Source organism: Sorangium sp. So ce124 (genome assembly GCF_051525235.1).
In the GTDB taxonomy this organism is placed as follows: Bacteria; Myxococcota_A; Polyangia; order Polyangiales; family Polyangiaceae; genus Sorangium; species Sorangium atrum.
Genome location: NZ_CP150312.1, coordinates 12,796,314 through 12,811,755 on the forward strand (window position 1 = coordinate 12,796,314; position 15,442 = coordinate 12,811,755).

The 15,442-nt window shown below is 72.6% G+C and carries 13 protein-coding genes; 7 read left to right on the top strand and 6 right to left on the bottom strand.

Annotation, left to right across the window (positions count from 1 at the left end):
- Positions 1-727: 727 nt before the first annotated feature.
- Entirely contained in the window at positions 728-1,900 is a 1,173-nt protein-coding gene (locus WMF19_RS47920; RefSeq protein WP_437896458.1) for a hypothetical protein, read from the bottom strand.
- A 171-nt stretch (positions 1,901-2,071) separates the two neighbouring features.
- Positions 2,072-3,007 carry a LysR family transcriptional regulator gene (locus tag WMF19_RS47925; RefSeq protein WP_437896459.1) on the bottom strand — a complete coding sequence of 312 codons (936 nt, stop codon included), beginning with the start codon at positions 3,005-3,007 and terminating at the stop codon, positions 2,072-2,074.
- 68 nt (positions 3,008-3,075) lie between these two features.
- Between WMF19_RS47925 and WMF19_RS47930 the strand changes: the two genes are divergently transcribed.
- Positions 3,076-3,690: an NAD(P)H-dependent oxidoreductase gene (locus WMF19_RS47930; protein WP_437896460.1), complete on the top strand. Its 615-nt coding sequence runs from the start codon at positions 3,076-3,078 to the stop codon at positions 3,688-3,690.
- 284 nt (positions 3,691-3,974) lie between these two features.
- Positions 3,975-5,222, top strand: a complete 1,248-nt coding sequence (locus WMF19_RS47935; RefSeq protein ID WP_437896461.1) for a P1 family peptidase — start codon at positions 3,975-3,977, stop codon at positions 5,220-5,222.
- 73 nt (positions 5,223-5,295) lie between these two features.
- Here WMF19_RS47935 and WMF19_RS47940 read toward each other — a convergent pair whose 3' ends face one another.
- A complete protein-coding gene (locus WMF19_RS47940) occupies positions 5,296-5,739 on the bottom strand; it encodes a hypothetical protein (RefSeq protein ID WP_437896462.1) in 444 nt (147 codons plus the stop codon).
- A 337-nt stretch (positions 5,740-6,076) separates the two neighbouring features.
- Here WMF19_RS47940 and WMF19_RS47945 point away from each other — a divergent pair, with 337 nt between their 5' ends.
- Complete coding sequence (locus WMF19_RS47945) at positions 6,077-6,328, top strand: hypothetical protein (RefSeq protein WP_437896463.1); 252 nt, start codon at positions 6,077-6,079, stop codon at positions 6,326-6,328.
- Here WMF19_RS47945 and WMF19_RS47950 read toward each other — a convergent pair.
- The 3 genes from WMF19_RS47950 to WMF19_RS47960 form a co-directional block, all read right to left on the bottom strand.
- A complete protein-coding gene (locus WMF19_RS47950) occupies positions 6,325-6,735 on the bottom strand; it encodes a response regulator (protein ID WP_272096158.1) in 411 nt (136 codons plus the stop codon). The genes WMF19_RS47945 and WMF19_RS47950 overlap by 4 nt on opposite strands.
- 228 nt (positions 6,736-6,963) lie before the next feature.
- Positions 6,964-8,136 carry a hypothetical protein gene (locus WMF19_RS47955; protein ID WP_437896464.1) on the bottom strand — a complete coding sequence of 391 codons (1,173 nt, stop codon included), beginning with the start codon at positions 8,134-8,136 and terminating at the stop codon, positions 6,964-6,966.
- A gap of 16 nt (positions 8,137-8,152) precedes the next feature.
- Complete coding sequence (locus WMF19_RS47960) at positions 8,153-8,374, bottom strand: DUF350 domain-containing protein (RefSeq protein ID WP_272096160.1); 222 nt, start codon at positions 8,372-8,374, stop codon at positions 8,153-8,155.
- A 178-nt stretch (positions 8,375-8,552) separates the two neighbouring features.
- On the opposite strand from WMF19_RS47960, the gene WMF19_RS47965 reads away from it, so the two are divergent.
- The 4 genes from WMF19_RS47965 (at position 8,553) to WMF19_RS47980 (ending at position 15,243) form a co-directional block, all read left to right on the top strand.
- A complete protein-coding gene (locus tag WMF19_RS47965) occupies positions 8,553-10,463 on the top strand; it encodes an insulinase family protein (RefSeq protein ID WP_437896465.1) in 1,911 nt (636 codons plus the stop codon).
- Between the two features lie 35 nt (positions 10,464-10,498).
- The gene (locus WMF19_RS47970) at positions 10,499-12,163 is read left to right on the top strand and encodes a M16 family metallopeptidase (RefSeq protein WP_437896466.1); all 1,665 of its coding nucleotides are present in this window, start codon (positions 10,499-10,501) and stop codon (positions 12,161-12,163) included.
- Positions 12,160-13,218, top strand: a complete 1,059-nt coding sequence (locus WMF19_RS47975; RefSeq protein WP_437896467.1) for a hypothetical protein — start codon at positions 12,160-12,162, stop codon at positions 13,216-13,218. The genes WMF19_RS47970 and WMF19_RS47975 overlap by 4 nt, the downstream gene beginning before the upstream one ends.
- Positions 13,219-13,350: 132 nt before the next feature.
- On the top strand, positions 13,351-15,243 hold the full coding sequence (locus WMF19_RS47980; protein WP_437896468.1) for a hypothetical protein: 1,893 nt from the start codon (positions 13,351-13,353) through the stop codon (positions 15,241-15,243).
- Positions 15,244-15,442 lie beyond the last annotated feature (199 nt).

Consider the following 15,442-nt stretch of genomic DNA (forward strand, 5'->3'; position numbering starts at 1 on the left):
GGGATTCTGCGGAGAGCGGAGACGAGGAGGCTCGCCCAGCCGGCCAGCGGCCGGCAGGGACTGGCCGCGTGACCGAGGCTGCGCAGCATGGGCAAGAACAGGCCGCGCAGGTGTGGAACGTCCGGTGCCATCTGAATCGTTCAACCCTACAGCTGCGCCAGTGCTCCGGTGAGCATTTTAATTCTCCGGAGGGGGCTCGACAGGCTCTGGTCTGAATTTCAATTCTCCCGGGAGGCTCTCGGTAGCCTCCGGTCTGAATTTCAATTCTCCCGGGGGTGCGAGCCTTATTCGGCTTTCTCAGGCTGCACCGGCACGAATTGTTCGATGAGACGTTCCAGGAGCAGCTGGAGAGCATGTACCGGACCACGGGAGCAGGTGAACCGCCGCATCCGCCGGCGCTGACGTGCATGTCACGCTGCTCCAGGGTTACTCTTGGCGGCGTGCGAGATCAGCGCACGGAGGGCTTCCTCGGAGGCACGGAATCCAAGGGCGCGGAGCGACCGATTCCTGAAGGCAAACACGGTGAAGCATCGCACCATGTCGCTCTACAACCAGGGCTGTTGCTGGTAGATGGCCATCCCGGAGATGAGGGAGGAGCGACTTGTCGTGCTCATGGACGCATACGCAGAAATCCTCCAAGAGCATGCGTTTGTCCGCGAAATCACTGGTGTAATTTGAGGGGATGCGTCAGCAGGCCAGCGCCATTCCCCGGATCGACCTCCGCGGGCTATGCGAGCATCGAGTAACGCTGCTCGGCCGCGAGGCACGGGGCCGGGTCGAGCCCGAGCTCGCGGCGGACGAGGTTCGCGCCGCGCACCAGCGACACCATCTTGTGAAAGGCGTGCATCCGGCTCATGCCCTGCCGGCCGAAGCCGCAATCGCTGCTGAGGATCAGCCGCTCCGGCTCGATGAACCGGAGCGCCTTGCGGATGAGCCCCGCGACCTGCTCGGGGGTCTCCACCTCCAGGCTGCGGTGGTGCACGACGCCGATGCAGACCTTCTTGTCCTTGCCGACGGCCTGGCCGATCGCCGGGAGCGCCGCGCCTCCGTCGCTCGCGGCCTCGAAGGTGATGACGTCCACGTCGAGCCGATCGAGCAGCTCCAGCGCGCCCTCGTAACCGCTCGTCACCACCTCCACGCGCTGCGCCGCCGGGTTGCCCCAGCAGGTGTGCACCCAGACCTCGGTCTTGTCGCGCAGCCCGGCGACCTCGCGGTTGAACGCGTCGATGTAGAGCTCCGTGTCCAGCTCGGCGCCCTGGTCATGACCGGCGATGTAATGGAGCAAGGGCTCCTCGAGCTGGACGACGGGGCACCCCGCGTCGGCGACCTCGTGCAGCTCCTGGTTGAGGCTGTCGGCGATCGCGAAGAGCAGCTCGCGGCGGCTCGCGTAATGCTGGTTGAGGACGACGACCTCCAGGAGCTGGCCGCAGCAGGTGCCGAACTTCATCGGCCTGTGGGTCATGCGCTGCGCCGCCTTCCAGACGCGCGCGTACTCCAGCCCTCCCCGGCCGACCGGGCCGCGAACGAAGAAGGGGAGGCGAGCCTCCATCACCTCGTGGAGGATGTCGCCTGCGGCCCTCTCCCTCGGCGACGTCCAGGGCTGGGGCCGGAGCCCGGGATCGCCGAGGCCCTCCATGCGCTCGGCCAGGTAGCTGAACCAGGAGCGGCCGCCGACATCCATATCGAAGCGGGCGTCGCCGTCGGTCAGGATATCGAGGCCTGCCCGGATCTGATCGGTGATGTGTACGGCGAGGGTGTCGGTGTACTGCTCCCTGAACACGAGATCGGCCATGGCCATCGAGAACCTGCGGCCCGCGAGGTTCGCGACATACCATGACGGCCGCGGCAGAGAGCCGGTGATGGTCGTGGCGAGAGGCGTGTGCTTCGTTGCCTTGATCATGGAAACCTCGTTCGCGCCTGCAGCGCGCCGCGGATGCTAGCCGAGAAGACAAGCGTGGGCGAGCCGACACCTCGGCCATGCCTGCACAGCCTGGTCGCTCAGGAGCCGTGCGCTCTCGAGCTGCGCTCGATCCTCAGCGACAGGGGAGATCACCTGCGCCGGCGATGCGGCTCATCGCGAGCGCAAGCGCGCCCGCGCGCGTCGCGGGGCGTTCAGGAACTGGAGGTGCTCTTCGAGGGCGCTCCACACGGCGGCGATGCGCGGCACCTGGCGCAGGCCGCGCGGCGTGACGAGCCAGAGCTCGAGCACTGGACCTGCGGGCAGGCCCAGATCGAGCTCCACCAGGTCGTCGTCCAGATCGAGCGCGCTGCACGGCAAGACCGCGGCGCCGAGCCCCGCGCGCACGGCCTCGATCTGGGCGATGTAGCTGCTCACGATGAGCTTCGGGGCCTTTTTTACATGCCGCTTCTGGTAGTCGTCCTCGACGGTGGGGGTGCGGCCCAGATCGACGCCGATCCAGTCGAGCTCGTCGCGGCCCTTCTTCGAGAGCCTGCGGTGGGCGATAGGCACCGTGGGCAGGGTGACGATGCGCGCGGCCACCAGATCGCCGCTCTTCGGCCGGAAGAAGCGCACGGCGATCTCGGCCTCACGATGGCCCAGATCGGCCACCTCGTAGCTGGTCAGCAGGTGGAGCGACACGCGCGGGTGCCTCTCGGCGAGCGCCGGGAGCACGCGCGGAATGACGCCGTGTACGGCGATCGACTCGGTGAGCGCCAGTCGGACCATCCCCTCGGCCTCCCTCTCGTGGCCGCTGGCCTCGCGCACGAACTGGTCGGCGCCGGCCTCCATCGACTCGACGTGGCGACGCAGCTGCTCGCCGAGCGGGGTGAGCATGGAGCCTCCCGGCAGCCGATCGAAGACAGCCACCCGGAGCGTTCGTTCGAAGGTCGCCATGCGCCGGCTCACCGTCGATTGCTCGATGCCGACCTTGCGGGCGGCGGACGAGAAGCTGCCGGCGCGCGCCACCTCCAGGAAGAGGCGCAGATCGGCCCAATCCAGGTCGGCGAGCGGCCTGCCTGCGGGCGGGGACGCGGGAGAGCGTGCCATGCATCCACGCATGGCACGCCTGCTCAGAACCGTCTACCCGGACGCTGCTGCATGGGCAAGATCGACGCATGCACCTCGTCATCCAAGGTCACCCAGCCCCCGACAGCCTGAGCGACGCGCTCGCTCGGGCCTACGCCAGCGGCCTCGAACGAGGCGGAGCCCGCGTCGAGCTCCTGGCCCTGCGCTCGCTCACCTTCGATCCGCACTTGCGCGCTGGCTTCAGCGGTCAGCAGGAGCTCGAGCCCGATCTCCGCCAGGCCCAGGCCACCATCGAGCGCGCGAGCCACGTGGCCTGGTTCTTCCCCACCTGGTGGGCAGGGCCGCCCGCGCTGGTCAAGGGCTTCATCGATCGCACCTTCTTGCCAGGATGGTCGTTCGCCTATCGAAAGCGGAGCGCGCTTCCCGAGGGGCTGCTCGCCGGCCGCAGCGCGCGCGTCGTGACCACGATGGATAGCCCGGGCTGGTGGTACCGATTCTGGCACTGGCGCTCCGTCCACACCTCGTTCATCAACGCGACATTGCGCTTCGTCGGCTTTGGGCCCGTCCGCGAGACCACCTTCTTCGATCAGAAGACGCGGACCCAGGAGCAACGAGCGGCATGGCTCCGGGAGATGGAGCGCATCGGCGAGCGGGATGCGCGGCAATTCCCCGCCAGATCCTCCCGCACGCTGGCTGTTGCGTGAAGGTCGGTGGTGGGGCATTCGGGGCTTGCTGGGGTCTTTTGAGCCGCCAAGACGCCAAAAGACGCCAAGAATAAATAAATGAAAAATGGCGTCTTATGGCGTCTTGGCGGTTTCATCGTTCCCGCAGGGTGGGGGAATGCCCACCGCCTGAAAGTGGCACCTTCTCTGCGTGGATGATGGGTCGAGATGGTTTTGCTCATCCAGGAGGGGCAGATCGCGTAAGGACTTTTCTGCGGCTCCTTGAGCGGGGCTCGAGGGCACCGCCGTCAGCTATCCTCCCGCCGATGCGTCGTCCACGCCTCCGCTCCGACGCCGCGCTCGCCGCGGCGCTCCTGCTGCCCTCGCTCCTCGCGTGCGCCGGCCCTCGGCCTCTCCCTCCCGCATCGAGCGCCGGTGCGCTGTCCGCGGCGCCCGCCGGCGAGGCGCGCCGGCGCGCGCGGGATCTCGGCATCGTGATCGGCCGCCTGCCCACCGGGAGGCTGAACGCGATCACCGATGTCCACGGCGTGCGCGTCGGGCACGTGACCCACCACCGCGGCGCCGGCCGGCTCGACCCGGGCAAGGGGCCGGTGCGCACGGGCGTGACCGTCATCCTGCCGACGTCCGATGATTTCTGGCACAACAAGGTCCCCGCCGCGAGCTTCGTCCTGAACGGGAACGGGGAGATGACCGGCCTCCATTATGTGATGGAGTTCGGGGTCCTCGAGACGCCCATCGTCTTCACCAACACCCTCGCCGTGGGCCGCGCGCTCGATGGGGCGATCCAGTACATGCTCCGGCGCTATCCGGGCATCGGCGTGGACGAGCCCACGGTGACACCGATCGTCGGAGAGTGCGACGACAGCGTGTTGAACGACATCCGCGGTCTGCACGTGTCGGCCGAGGACGTCCTCGAGGCGGCGGAGCGCGCCGCGGATGGCCCTGTCGACGAAGGGGCGGTCGGCGGCGGGACGGGGATGATCTGCTACGACTTCAAGTGCGGTATCGGGACGGCGTCGCGTGTCCTGCCGGAAGCCGCGGGCGGGTTCACTGTGGGCGCCATCGTGCAGGCGAACTTCGGGGCGCGCGGCGAGCTCCGGGTCGACGGGGTGCCGGTAGGGCAGGAGATCCGCGATCTCCTGCCGGTGCCGGCTGTCCACGGCGAAGGCTCGCTGCTCGCCGTCGTCGCGACCGACGCGCCCCTGTCCGCGCGGCAGCTCGAGCGGGTGGCGCGGCGCATCGCGCTCGCGGTGGGGCGCACAGGGACGATATCGCGCGACGGCAGCGGCGACCTGTTCCTGGCCTTCGCGACGGGCAACCGGGTGCCGGCCGCGCCCGGCGGGCTGACTCGGGATCTGCGTGAGGTGGACGACGCGCGCCTGAACCCGATGTTCCAGGGCGCCGAAGAGGCGGTGGAGGAGGCCATCCTCAACGCGATGACCATGGCGACGACGACGTTCGGACAGGGCGACCACGTCGCCCACGCCATCCCGCTCGACCGGCTCCGCGAGGCGATGCGGCGGTACGGGAGGCTCGGTGAGCCGGGACGCTGAGCCGGATTTGCGCGCCGCGACGCCGGATCGAGAGCCGACATGCGCGCCCCCCCGGGAAGAGCGAAGTCTCGACTCAGATGATCAGCAGGAGTTCGAGCTCGCTCTCCTTTCCCGTCGCGCCCCCCGCCCCCGCCGCGCCCCCCGCGGGCACGTGAGGCGCGTTGACCGGCGCCAGCCGGAGCGTGCCCAAGGGCCGCGGCCCCGAGCTCTCCGGCGGAGGCCCGCCGGCGTCGGCCGCGCCGCGATCGCCGTGCGCGCGCTGCGCGCAGCCGGCGATCGCGGCGCGCACCGCGCAGAACACGCGCTCCGTGTCGAGCCCCCCGGGCTCCTGAGCCGCCCTGGCCAGGCTCTCGTCGACGCAGGCGGCGCACGGGGCGGAGGTCGCCGCGAGCCGCACCACCAGCGTCGCCTCCAGGCGACCGAGCTCTACCCTGTTGAATGGCACGGTGAGCGCCGAGCCGCGGCCCCGGCCGACATCGACGCTGACGAGGAGGGTATCGCCATCACGTATCACCATGGTTTCCCGCGGGGGGCGGCCACTTACGCGCTCTGGCGCAGACTCACGAAGACTTGTGTTGACAAGGATCCACAGGCGATCGGAGCTCGCCTGTCCGCTCTTCTCCGCAGCGTCGCTGGTGCGGCCTTCTGCCATTCTCACGCCCTCCGAGGAGGCGAACCTACAGCCGTTGGAGGCGGACGGCGATGGTCCTTCCGGACAGACAATGTCCGGACGGGCGCGTCCGCCGGGGACGCCGCCGCGCCCGGTGAACGCGGCGGACACGGAGGTCGTTGCCGCGTCCGTTGCGCCATCCTGCGCGAGGCGGTAAGCACAGCCGGCGAGCGGAGGGCGGAGCGTGGATGAGCCAGAGCGACGCGACGAGGACCCGGACCAGGGCGCGGGCGAAGCCGGGAGCGAGCGCGCGTCGCTCGCCATCCTGTTCCTCGCCGCGGCGTTCGCGCTCGCTCTCCTGCTGACCGTCGTGGCGCTCCTCGCGTTCGCGGCGATGAGCCAGCGATCGCCGTCGCCCGTCCAGGTCGGCGCGCTGGTCGACGCTCCGGCCGGCGCTCCGGTCGACGCTCTGGCCGCGCTCGGCCGGCGGGGCTAGCCGCAGGTCTTCTGGACCACGCCGAGCAGCGCGCTGAAGTCGACGGGCTTCTTCAGGTAGGCCGTGCCCTCGGGCGGGCCGTCGTGGCCGGAGACGATGGTCACCGGGATCGCCGCGAGCGCGTGCACCTGCTTCAGCGCGGCGAGCATCTCCTCGCCGGTCATGATCGGCATCATGAGATCGAGCAGGATGAGCCCGGGCGGCGGGTCCGCCTGGTGCAGGAGATCGAGCGCCTCCCTGCCGTTGCTGGCGCAGTAGACATCGTAGCCCGACGACTCGAGCATCTCGCGGAGCATCTCGCGGAGCTCGGCGTCGTCGTCGACCAGGAGGACGGGGGCGCGCGGGTTCGGGGGAATCGGCGTCACGCGCGGCCCGTTGAGCCCGTCGGTTGGCAAGGGTTCACTCATCGCTGTTACCTCTTCCAGACTGCGCAAGCATGCAGGAGCGATAGCAGGCGAACACCGCGCACGCATTGCATGCCCTCAGCATCGTCGGATCTTCTCCGGACATGGTTCCGGGCTACGCGGGGGCGGCGCCGCTCCGCGCCGAGCAGCGGGCGAGGGGCGTGGCGGGAGCACGGGCACCGCGAGCGAAGCCATGCGAAGCGCCGAGGGTTACGGGAGTTGCGCCGCGGGTCAAGCCTCTCCGCTCTCGCCCCGCTCGCCCTCCGGCGTTCCGGGCCGGAACCCGAGCGCGCGCGCCTGGGCTGGGCCGGTGTGGCGACGGCGCCAGACCACCGCGTCGAGCAGGTAATGGGTCGCCTGCGGCAGCGCGAGCAGCGGCACGAGCAGCGCCCGCGCGCGCGGCCCGAGGAGCGGCTCGTCCCCTGTCAGCGCGCCGCCGAAGAGCTCCGGCCGGTCGTGCCAGACGAGCCGGTCCCAGAGCATCTCCTCGACGAACGCGAGCGCCAGCGCGATCCCGAGGAAGGCGAGGAGCCCGGAGGCGAGGACCCGCGCGAGCAGCGAGCGCGGCGCCTCGCGGGCCCGCTCCCGGGCGTACGCGAAGACGAGCGCCATGTACGGGACCCCGTGGACGATCACGTTGGTCACCGTGAACTGGAAGTCGCTGTCGGTCGCGACGATGCCGACGTACCAGGTCGCCGCGGTCGTCGCGACGACGACGTGCTTGCCGAGGTTGAGCGGCGCGCGGTCGACGCAGGCCCGCTGGATCGCGCGGGCGACGTACGCGACGCCGAGCGCGGCGTACACCGCGCCGAGCGGGCCCACCGCGGCCGCGAGCCAGGGCGCGCTCACGAAATCGCCGTCCACGAACCACTGGAACGCGCGCGGGGGGTGGGCGTGCGCGTGCCAGTAAAGGAGCGGCCACCCCGTCGCCGCGTAGACGAGCGCGTCGTCGAGGAGGCGATCGACGCGCGAGCGCTCGCCCGCGAGCGCGCGGTAGATCGCGACCCACCCGACCTGCTGGCGGACGAAGTGGATCACGGCCACGTAGGCGAGCGCGCGCCAGAAGGCGAGCTCGGAGGCGAGGTGGAGCGCGACGCCGGCGGCGTAACAGGCGAGCGGAACGCCGGCGTAGAGCGCGGGGTGGCGGCGGAGCTCCTCCGGGTCGAGGTACGTGCGGAAGAGCGTCGTGTGCACGTGGGCCACGTCGACGCCGACCACGAAGAGCAGGAAGCCCCAGGCCGGGAGCGCGCCCCCCGTCGAGAGCGCGGCGAGGGCGAGGGCGACCGCCGCGGAGCCGCCGAACACCGCGAGGTCGATGCCGCGGCCCCACAGGAAGCCGCCGCGCGCCGCGCCGCGGGGCCCGGCCGGCAGCGCGCCGAGGAGGTCGGGCCCGGCCGAGGCCAACGCCGAGACCTGCGCGTCAGCCGTGGATGGCCGCGGAGATGATCCAGGCGAGGCCCAGGATCACCGAGCCGATCACGATCGCGAGCGCCGTGTTCTGGTCCTCCTCGATCTCCTTGCGGATGGAGAAGGGGGTGAGCTTGGTGATCAGCACGAACGCCAGCAGGAAGACGAGCAGCCCGACCGCGACGAAGACGAGCGTTCCGATGACGGCTTTGATCAAATTTTGAACGTCGGGCATCGGCGGTTCTCTCTGGGCGCGGGGCGGCGCGCGGCGCGCGCTCGTGACGTCGTGAGCTCGGGGGGCGTGAGCCTACGCGAGTCGGCCGGCAGGGTGAAGCGCGGTCGCTGCGCCGCGTCGCGTCCTCGACGCGCGCGCCCGGGCGGCGACGTGCTATCGCCCTGCGGTGTCCACGACCGTGCGCCGAACCCTGCCCCGCCGCGCCCTCACGGCCGCGCTCGCGGCGCTCGGCCTGCTCTGCGCAGGCGCGCCCCACCTCGCCGCAGCGGCGCCTCCGTCCGGCGAGCCGGCGCCGATCGCCGCCGCGCGGCCGGCTGGCCCGCGCCCGCAGGCGGCAGCGCGCCCGCAGCGCGCCTCGGCGCAGCGGGCGGGCGCTGCCGGGGCGCATCGCAAGCCGGCCGGTGGGCGCGCGCACGGCGGTGGCGCGCAGCCTGGCAAGGCGGCGGGCGTACCGGCCGGCAAGGCGGCGCACGCGCCGGCCGGCAAGGCGCTGCGCGGCGGGGGCGCGCCGATCGGCAAGGCGGCGCACGCGGCGGGGGCGCCGAGGAGCGCCGCGGCGGCTCCGGCGGAAGCGCCGCTCGATCTCGCGTTGCCCGTCGAGCGGGTCACGCTGAAGAACGGGCTGCGCGTGGTGCTGAGCCCCGACGAGAGCTCGCCCACCGTCGCGGTGGCCGTGACGTACGACGTGGGCTCGCGCGACGAGCCGAGCGGCAGGAGCGGCGCGGCGCGCCTCGTGATGGACATGATGGCCCGGAGCAGCCGCAGCCTGCCGGCGGGCGAGCCCCAGCGCCTCGTGGCCGAGCGCGGCGGCGAGCTCCACGCCGAGGCGGACGTCGATCGCACCACCTACACGGCGGTGGCGCCCGCGAACGAGCTCGCGCTGGCGCTGTGGATCGAGGCCGATCGCATGAGGGCGCCCGCGCCGAGCGCAGAGGGCTTCGAGGCGCAGCGCAGGGACGCGATCGAGCGGCGCGGCGCGACCCTCGGCGCCGCCCACGGCCAGGGCGCGATCCGGCTCGGCGAGCTCGTCTTCCAGGGGTACTGGCCCCACGAGCACCCGGCGCTCGGCGAGGCGAACGATCTCGCGGGCGCGGAGCTCTCGTGGGTCCGCGACTTCCACGCCGCCCATTACGGCCCGAACACGGCGGTGCTCGCGATCGCCGGCGGCTTCGAGGCGGGCGCGGCGATGGCGCTCGTGCACGAGTACTTCGACGGCATCCCCGCCGTCTCCGCCGCGCCCTTCAAGGACGTGCCGTTCCCCGAGCAGACGAGCCAGCGCACCGGCGTCGTGAGGGACAGCGCCGCCCGCGCGCCGTCCATCCTCTACGGGTGGGCCGCGCCGCCGCCCGAGCACCCGGATCACCACGCGCTCGCGCTCGCGGCCTCGCTGCTCGGGCGCGGGGAGAGCTCGCGGCTCCAGGCGCTCCTGGTCGGGAACAAGGCCGTCGCGCGGTCGGTGCAGGTCGCGATCGACGGGCACCGCGGGCCCGATCTCTTCTCCATCGACGTGCGGCTCGCCGAGGACGCCCAGGTCGGCGACGTCGAGAAGCTGATCGAGGGCGAGATCCGGGCGCTCTCGACGGCGGGACCTTCGCAGGCCGAGCTGACGAGGGCGCGCCGGCTGCTCCAGTCGGCGTTCCTGTCGGGCCTCGCGGACGCGAGCGCGCGGGCGCGGGCGCTCGGCGAGCACGAGCTCCTCTTCGGGGACGCCGCCCACCTGAACGGGGAGCTCGCGCGCTACTTCGCGGTGACCCGGGAGGACGTGCAGCGCGTCGCGCGCGAGCACCTCGGCCCGACGCGCCGGACAATCGTCGAGACCTATCCCCCTGCGGTGCCGGGAGCCGCCCCGCCTCCGCGCGCGTCGACCGGCGCGCCGCGGCAGGACGCCGAGGTGGCGATGCCGGGCAAGGGCGCGGAGAAGGCGGCGCCTGGCAAGGCCGCGTCGGGCAAGGGGGCGAGCAAGGCCGCGTCGGGCAAGGCGACGCACAAGGCCGCGCCGGGCAAGCGCCCGGCGAAGGCGCGCGGCGCGGCGAGCCGGCCCGCGCCGGATCAGGCGCCGAGGAAGCCGGCGAAACACACGAAGAAGTGACGCGAAGAGGCGGGCGACGGAGAAGGCGTGACCCGATGAACGAGCGAAGCGAGCGACGCGACCTGCGCGGGCGGCGGACAGCGCGCCCCTGGCTCTCCTGGACCGCGGCGCTCGCGGCGGCCGTGGCGTGCGGCTGCGCTGCTGGGCAGGCGCCGCAGCCGCACGCGCAGGCGGGCGCGCCGGCGAGGCCCGCGCCGGCGACGTCTGCGCCGGCGGCGCCGCCGGCCGATGTCGCTCGCGGGGAGCAGCCGCCGCCGTCCGGCCCCGCGAAGCCCGCGCGCATGCCCCCGATCGCCTGGGCCGAGCTCCCGAGCGGCCTCCGCGTCGCCACGGCGGTGAGCCGCGCGCTGCCGCTCGTGGAGGTCCGGGTGGTCATCCATGGCGGCTCCGCGGCCGACGGCGAGCGCACAGGGCTCGCCGCGCTCACGGGCGAGCTCCTCCTGCGCGGGGGCGCGGGCGGCCTCCCCGGCCGCGAGGTGCTCGCGCGCGTCGAGTCGCTCGGCGCCTCGCTGCGGGTGGACACCGGCCTCGACGCGACCGTGATCGGCCTGCGCGCGCCCAGCGATCGCCTCGCGGAGGCGGCCCTGCTGCTCGGGCTCGTCGTGCAGCGGCCGCGCCTCGACGCCGCGGAGCTCGCCAGGCTGAAGGCCCAGGCCGCTGAGGCGGCGAGGGAGCGCGCGCGCTCGGACGGCCGCTGGGGAGCGCTGATGGTCCTCTTCCGCGACCTCTACGCGCTCCCCACCGAGCTGCACCCGTACGCCTCGTTCGGCGCGACCGCGGCGGAGCTCCCGCAGATCACCGCCGCCGACTGCCGCGCGTTCCACGCGGCGTGGTACGTCCCGAAGAACACCGTGGTGGTGGTGGCGGGCGACACGACGCCCGAGGCGGCGCGCGCGGCCGTGGAGAAGGCCTTCACCGACCGCCGCGGCGAGGAGCCCCCGGCGCTCTCGTTCACCGATCCGGTGGCCCCGGCGTCGCTGAAGATCACGATCGTCGATCGCCCGAAGAGCGCGGAGAGCGAGCTCTTCCTCGGCGCGCTCGGCCCCGAGCGCAGCGCCCCGGAGTGGCCCGCGATCGCGGTCGCGGGCGAGGTCCTCGGCGGCCCCTCCGGGCGCCTCTCGCAGGAGCTCCTCGAGCCGCGCGGGCCGGCGCGCGAGGTGTCCGCGGCGCCGCTCGACGTCGCGCACGGGCCCGTCCCGCTCCTGGCCCACGTCCGCGTCCCTGCGGCGCGCACGGGCCTCGCCGCGCAGGCGATGCTCGAGCACGTGGAGCGGCTCGCGGCCGCGGCGCCCTCGCAGGAGGAGGTCGACGCCGCGGCGCGGCGGCTCACGGCCGGCCTCGGCCTCGGCCTCGGGACGGCCACCGGGCTCGCGGACGAGATCGCCGGCATGCAGGCGCTCGATCTGCCGGACGACCACCAGGAGAGCTACCGCAAGGAGCTCCGGGACATCACGCCGGCCTTCGCCGGCAAGGTCGCGCACGACAACGTGCGACCGGCGCACGCTGCGATCGTCGTGGTGGGCGACGCCCAGGCGATCGGCCCGATGCTGAGCCGCCTCGGGGACGTGAAGGTGGTCGACCCGACCCGCGCCTTCGAGCGGAAGCGCACGATCCCGCGCGACACGAGCGCCTCGTCCGCCCCGTCGCAGGCCCCGGCGCCCGGCGCTGGCCGCGCGGCGCCGGCCGAGGAGCCGCAGTGACGGCCGCCGGGCGCCGCGGGGGCGCGCGCGCGCCGCGTGGTCCAGCGCCCGCGATGCGCGCCTTCGCGCCGGCGAAGCCCGCCTTCGCGCCGGCGATGCGCGCCTTCGCGCTCGCGGCGGGGCTCGCGGCCGCGTCCTCTCCAGGCGCCGTGCGGGCGCAGCCGAAGCCTGCGCCGGCGGCCCCCGTGCCGGCGGCGTCGACGGCGGCGGCCATGCAGCTCGACGGCGCGACGTACGACTACGAGCACCCGTCTGCGCCGGCGAGCGGCGCCGCCGAGCAGGGCGCAGCGCAGGCCGGGGATGCCGCGCCCGCGGTGCCGCCGGAGCGGCGCTGGCGGGGTCGCGCCTTCGTGCACCGCCTGGCGGCCGCCGATCCCGCGCGGCCGCTGCCGATCCTCGTGTTCCTGCACGGCACCAACGAGGCGCGGATCGAGCACCGCTGGATGGGCGGCGGCCAGGAGGGCGACGTGCGCCGGATCGCGGCGCAGCTCATGGAAGCGGGCCGGATCCCGCCGATGCTGGTCGCGGCGCCGAGCGCCGTGCTGCCGGCGGCCGTGGCCGTCGCGCGGACGAGCTGGCCCGCCTTCGATCTGGACGCGTTCCTCGACGCCACGGCCGCGCGGCTGCGCGGCGTCGCGACCGTCGACCGCGCGCGCGTCGTCGTCGCGGGCCACTCCGGCGGCGGCTGCAACAAGGCGGGCGGCGTCGCGGCCGCTTTGAGCGCGTCGACCCCTGTGCACGCGGCGCTCGTGATCGACACGTGCATGGACGTCGACATCGCGCTCCCCCTCGCTCGCTCGCGCCCGACAACGCACGTCGTCGTGTCGTGGCAGACGATGACCTGGGTCAAGCGCCCCATCGCCGACTTCCGCCGCGCCTTCCAGCGCGGCGTCGACGCGCACCCTGCGGCGCCGGGCGTCCTCCGCGAGCTCGAGCCGCTCATCCCGACGGAGCCGATGCCCCACGACGCCATGGTGCCCCTGGTGCTGCGGCGCTGGCTGCCGTCGCTCCTCTCGCCGGACGCCGCGCCGAGCGTGCCCTGCGTCTCGCCGTGACCGCCCCGGGACGCGCCGCCGCGTCCGTCACCCGGTAGCCGCGCGGCGCCGAGGCAGCGCCGCGCACAAAACAGCTCAAGCGGGTTGGCCGGCATCCCTCGGACGCGCGCCCCATGTTAGGTCGTGTACAGGATGAAGCTCGACCTGTTGACCGTCGCGCTCGCCGCTTCGGCGGCGGTTGTCCTCCTTGACGCACAGGCCAGGGCGGACTGCGGCTGTTCAGGGACCCCGAGCGCCATCACGTCCGATTCGAGCGGCCCCTGCCTGCGCTACGAGGCGCCATCGGGGCCGAGCAATGACATCACGTTCCGCTTCGACAAGGCCTATGCCTGCGGTCGGTATGCGACGGGCGAGTACTTCGTGATCAGCGAGGACGGCGTCGCCAGCATCACGACCATCACGCCCGAGGCGGCCGGCGGCCGTCACGGTGTGGACGTGAACCCTTCCCCCGACGGGCCGCAGCGTTGGGACGACCGGCTCGACGACCATGCGCCGCCCGTCAGCCTGCCTTACGCCGCGCCGCCCGGCAGCTCCGTCGTGAAGTACGTGTCCGACAACCCGTCGGGCGATTGCGATGGCGCCGGTGAGAAGTCATGCGGGCGTTTCGCGGCGGTGGTCACTGTGATCGACGCGCCGCCCGCTGACCCGAGCACGACCTTTCGTCCTCCATTCGTGGGCACGAACAAGCCCGTGCTCTCGACCTCCACGCTGCAGACGCAGCTCCTGTCCCGCCTGCAGACTGCGTGCGCCGACACACCCTCGCTGGAGACGGCCCTGGCCTGGACGCGTCACCTCCGCCTCGATTACACGAGCCATTCGGTCACGTGCGACCTCATGCCGCCGGAGGACGCGCTCCCCGACGGCAGGCCGTGGTCGACCGACATCTGGGCGCGCGACACCGACGTCTATGCATGGCTGCATCTCGCCGATGTTTGCGGCGCGCCGCCCTGCACGCCCGAAGAGGATCTCGCCGCCAAGTTCCCCGTGCTCGTCGGCTACGTGCAGCACGGTATCGACATCTGGGGCGTCGACAGGATGGGCGCCAGCCTGTTCCGAGGCGGCGGCGGCAATGGCGGCGGCAAGCTCTTCGCCTATGCCTTCGCGGCCACGATGCTGGCCGACCCGGCGATGCTTGCTGACCTCTCGGCCGTCGACGCGGACCGATTCTTCGAGACGGCCAGCTATTACGCCGGCAAGAACGGCGCCGCCCTGTGGGGGCAGCCCGTCGGTTCGGAGGAGGAGTACTGGGCCGACTTCTCCGACCAGTCGACCCGGACGATCCGAGACCCCTATGGGTACATCGACGGCGGCTTCGAGCCTGGCGGATGGTATCAAGACAACACGGCCAAACCGACGAAATACTCGGCGCTCCTCATGCGGCTCATGCCTGCGCTCGCGGCGGCATGGCCGGTCAACAAGGACGTCATCCTCTCTTATGCGGATCGCTGGGTCGACCACGGCGCCTTGACACAGCCGGACCCCTGCGCGCCCGTCGGGGCGCAGTACGGCTCCGACTACGGTCCTGACGGGAGCGGAGAGTGTATCTCCGGCTCGGGGAGGGTGCCCGAGCTCGATGGGAGCAACAAGGACGGGGGCAATCGTGAACGAGCGATGGGGGAGTGCATGTGGAGCAGCTTCCGGGGCTGCTCCGAGACCTGCTCCTGCCTGGGTCAGTCGTGTGAGCCCACGAGCGAATGCGGCGATGGCACGATCGAGGCTCCCGAGGAGTGCGACGGTGACGATCCCGGGAGCTGCTCCGCGGGATGCGTTCCTCCCGACCAGCCGAACGGTTGCAGGTGCGTGGCTGCTGGCGCCGGTAGCGGCACCGGATCCTCCGCATCCAGCGGCGGCTCCAGCACATCGAACAGCGCAGGTGGAGAGGGCGATGAAGGCGGCGGGTGCGCCTGCGGAGTGGCAGGCCGAACCGCCCCGACGGGCGCTCTGGCGGCATGGATGGCCGTCTGGGCGGCGGCCCTTCATCGGGTCATCCGGCGCCGCCGCATGGTTTCACTCACGGCCGGGTGAACAGGTTGGCGATCGCTATCAAGATCACGTTCTGACCTGGGCGAGGGCGCCGCCATGGCGCTGATCCACCACCCTTGCGCACCTTATGGTGGATCCGGAGACTCCCGAGCGAGACGCTTCCGTCGTTCCTGATTCCAGCTTCGCCCTCTCGGTGGTACCGTGGTCGTCATGCCCCGGTCTCGGTGTCCAGGGGCGTTGT